Below are 3,992 nucleotides of genomic sequence, written 5' to 3'. Positions count from 1 at the left end.
CAGCCCTTGACTAAGGGTTATCGCTGTAAAAATATCAAAAGTTTCTCTCAGACTTCCGCCGGCAAACGTCATTCCATTTTCTAGGTGAATTACTCCCTGTCCACCTCTGGGGACTCTCATCATCGAGTTTTTACCACCAGATCGGCGATTAACCGCCGGGGCAAACCACCCAGGAGCTAGCAAAACTTTATCAGGAGTAGTCAGAGCTCCAGGGATAAAGCTATTTCCACCAGTCACCACATCATTATTTACCATTGATTCTCTATCCATTTGTGCCAGAGCTAGGTATGGGTCGATTCGTGATCCAAAGTTTCCAGTCCCATCTGCTACGAGCCATCTAAAACGTTTTTCTTTTAATTGAAAAACAATCGACGCTCCACCCTCAAATAGTGGTGTCCCACCAGCTAGTGGATGAGTATATAGATAGTCTCCGGTCACTACCGGTGGCAGTGGATCCTCATCTTTTCCCATTGATATTGGTTTGTTCCATGAGTCATGTCGCAGGATACTGTCAAGCATCGTTCCCACCCTTCTTTTTTCCGGTACTTGTCCGATTAGCTGCGCCAACTTTTCTAAATTATCAAGTCTGTCAGGTTGCCTCGGAACTTTTGGGTCAAGCATTTCATTGATTACTAATAGTGTTGCTCTTGGTGAGCGGGCTACCGCACTCACTACCTCTTGTATTGCGTCGGTTTCACTTTGAGATGATCCAATATATGCGTGAGCTAAGGTGATAACTGCTGTTGGTAAGTTGAGCCTACCGTGGTTCATCCTCACTTCTAAGTGACTGTACAAAGGTGATATATAATCAGCCGTACCGTGACTTCTCAGTGCAATTACTGATGCCTCATCATCAACTGTTACATCTACCCCACCATCTTCATTATTAATTACCGTCAACATCTCTTCAGTAATTCCTTTTTGTTCACATTTGTTCAAAGTCTCATAAGCTCTTTGAAGTAAGCTAGACCGCTCATCGCCATAAGTCGGAACCACTCTTAACTGATCACCTGAAGTTCTAATAACCATTGCCGCTCCCGCAGGTTGAGGTGATACCCCTCCTCGTTTTATAAATTGAAAATCAGGATGATTTTTATCTGTTCCCTGGTATGTTCCGTTTTGAAGTAACACTAGTTGGACTTCATGTTTTTTGCCTATTTTTACTCTCTCGCTCGATACCCCAGCTTGGCTATGTCGATGGCCAGCCAATGCTCCCATTGGTGTTGTTTGGTCATCAGGAATTTTTGAATTTATAAAACTAATACGTAACGGCTTAACTGGGTTTATAGTCGAACCCGATCCTGAAGCGGTGTGAAACAGTTTCACCGGAAAGTCAGTCTCGACATCATCTATTTTTATATTTAGCAAACCCCCATTCCATATAAGTGGAGGGGATTTACCATCCTTATCAGTCATTCCTTCCATCATCATTGCTGGTATATTTAGCGACGTAGCCGATGGCCAGTCATCATGGCTCCCAAATCTCGATACTGCCGCTAGTACCTTTCCGCTTTTCACCAAAGGTCCGATTAATGTCAATCTAATTGCATTTATTTGCTCCTGAAAATTTAGTAGTAAGTTTGGCCCAACATTCGGATACTTTTCTGTCATCCCCTGAACAAGGTCACCAGCCAAAATCACGTAAGTATCTGGTTCCATTGCCTCTTTCAGGATGTTTTTTACAGCCAACGGGTCCGATGCTTTATCGCCCAAGTGAACATCAGATATGACCAATATTCTCATTGCCCCATTTCGGGTGGTGACATGGACACTACTCTCCGGTACGTCAGGTCTAAGTAGACTTGACACTTCTCGACCTAGGGTCATGTAACTGGTGATTTTTCTGGTGGCCTCAGCGCTGGAAACCTGACTCATTCCCCCTGGTCTTTCAGCGTATTTCACAGCCATCATACTAAAATATAGGCTAATATAAAAACATTCAATTACTATCTTCTAAAAAATCGAAATGTTACACTTAAATAATCCAATAAAAAACATTAGTATTAAATCTAACCTAAATACAGGTTAGAGATACTCAACCAATAAGTATATTCAATATTAATCCTCCTCGCACCTACTGAAATAAAATATCCATAAACAAAATATTATACTCACTTTTTTATCAAGTGATTTTCTTTTCCAATAAAGTCCCTATCCTTTCATTTCCAGGGTGTGTAAGCACACATATTTTTTAGTTTGATTGGTGTCTAGCTTATACTTTCGTAAATCTTGGCGCTGGCAACCCACTAACTTCAGTTGGCACAATCCATCCATCTTCACCAGAGTGTGTTCTTAGCCAAGTTATAGCCGGTGTATGGCTAAGTTCTCTATATGCTACTGTCGGTTCACCTGAAACTACATTTAGTCCTACACCAACAATCTCATATTCTCCCCCTGACTTTGTATGTTTATATCTATCTCCGGTAACTATTTCTCTCCCAATTACTTCCATTTGGCTAGCCATTTCTGGGGTAATTAGTGGGGAATAGTCGGTAGGTTCTCCATCCGGTACAAATAAGTTAATCGCTTTTCTTTGAATTACCATTATTTCCTCAGTGCTTTCTTGAATTGCCAATTCGCCATCAGTTTGTTCACCAGCAAGTCTTAATTTCTCCAACAAATCTTCTCTAGTTGTATGTGCCATATAGCGAATTATATCCTGTCAGACTGTTATCTTAGTTTTCTAAATAATTTGTAATAAATCACTGATATCGACACCATCATTAGTTGCACCACCAGTAGTGATCTGGCTACCCCAAATCTATCTGCTGCCATGCCCACTATGACTGCAGTTATTGAGTACAACACATTACCCACAAACGAATTAATCGAAGTCATTGTCGCTCGCTGTTCGTTTGTAAATTCATTTTGTAGTATTGTGCTTTTGGCCACCACACTCGGACCATACGTTGATGATGCGATCGCAATCATAAAAGGCGAAGCCACTGTTGGAAAAATAAATGCCGTTAAAGTAATAATTCGACTATAAATCTCAGTGTAGAATAATACCTTCATCGCCTCATATTTTTGGATCAACCTTCCACTAATTCGGAAGCTGACAAAACTAGTAAAAAAGTTGACCGACATCACCATTCCTGTCGCCCATGTCGGCAAAAACAAGTTATAAAACACCGACTGAAAATTCCACGTCACTCCACCAATATATCCAATAACTTCCGTAATGCTTAGTAGCCTTACCTTCAAATTATTTTTATACATTTGCCATGAGTCACGAAAGTGGTGCGTCACACTTTTGGTAGAGTCTTTAACTATTCTCGGATCACAAAATCCAAAACTAATTATCATTGCCACTACTCGTGGAAATATCGAAATCACAAACAGCCAATTAAGTGACCTCGTCGCTACTAGGCTCCCCACAAATACTCCTACAAATCCCGATAGCTCCAGCCACGAATTCATTTTTCCAAATTCATGGTGATAGTGGTCCGATTTTCCTTCTTCTTGGAGGGTCTCATACAGTAGTGCATCATTATTGCCACTAGATGCCGCAAAACTAATTCCATCTACTATCGATCCGACTAGTAATATCCAATAATTACCCCCGATAGAATAACAAATCACCGCCATCAAGCTCGCGATCGCACCTGCTCTAAGACAGTTACTTCGACCATATTTATCAGAGTAATACCCAAAAGGTATTTCAAACAATCCCTGACTGATTTGAGCTACTGAAAATAAGCTCAAAGCCAGTGCATATGAGCGAGTAATTTGGTAAAAGTAAATTACCGCCAGCACTGAGTAGAGTCTGAAGTTGTAGAAAGTGTAAAACAGGGTGAACAGTCTTACGTTGCCAATATTTTTTAATTTTAAAAACATAATTTTGATAATAAATAAACAAAAAAACGCCGGTCGGGTGACTGGCGTTTGATTATCAAAAATTAGTTTTTATATATTTGACACGTCACACACCAGACCGACGTTTTGTCGGGTTCGTCCCATGGTGCGTGATATTACTATCATAGTGGGTTGAT

General features: G+C 40.7%; 3 protein-coding genes. All 3 read right to left on the bottom strand.

Going from position 1 to position 3,992, the window contains the following annotated elements; genetic code table 11:
* Positions 1-1,911, bottom strand: a 1,911-nt coding sequence (locus tag WCV88_06320) for a metallophosphoesterase (GenBank protein ID MFA6475771.1), incomplete at its 3' end; no start/stop codon positions are given.
* 301 nt (positions 1,912-2,212) lie between these two features.
* Complete coding sequence (locus WCV88_06315) at positions 2,213-2,644, bottom strand: hypothetical protein (GenBank protein MFA6475770.1); 432 nt, start codon at positions 2,642-2,644, stop codon at positions 2,213-2,215.
* Positions 2,645-2,670: 26 nt separating this feature from the next.
* Positions 2,671-3,837 carry an MFS transporter gene (locus WCV88_06310; GenBank protein ID MFA6475769.1) on the bottom strand — a complete coding sequence of 389 codons (1,167 nt, stop codon included), beginning with the start codon at positions 3,835-3,837 and terminating at the stop codon, positions 2,671-2,673.
* Positions 3,838-3,992 lie beyond the last annotated feature (155 nt).

The organism is Patescibacteria group bacterium (assembly GCA_041665365.1).
Classification (GTDB): domain Bacteria; phylum Patescibacteriota; class Patescibacteriia; order UBA9570; family UBA9570; genus UBA9570.
This window is presented reverse-complemented; position numbering and strand designations above follow the sequence as displayed.

What these genes read in the sequence shown, in the direction of transcription:
- WCV88_06310 (MFA6475769.1), bottom strand. Translation starts at nt 3,837, where the DNA reads ATGTTTTTAAAATTAAAAAATATTGGCAACGTAAGACTGTTCACCCTG.
- WCV88_06315 (MFA6475770.1), bottom strand. Translation starts at nt 2,644, where the DNA reads ATGGCACATACAACTAGAGAAGATTTGTTGGAGAAATTAAGACTTGCT.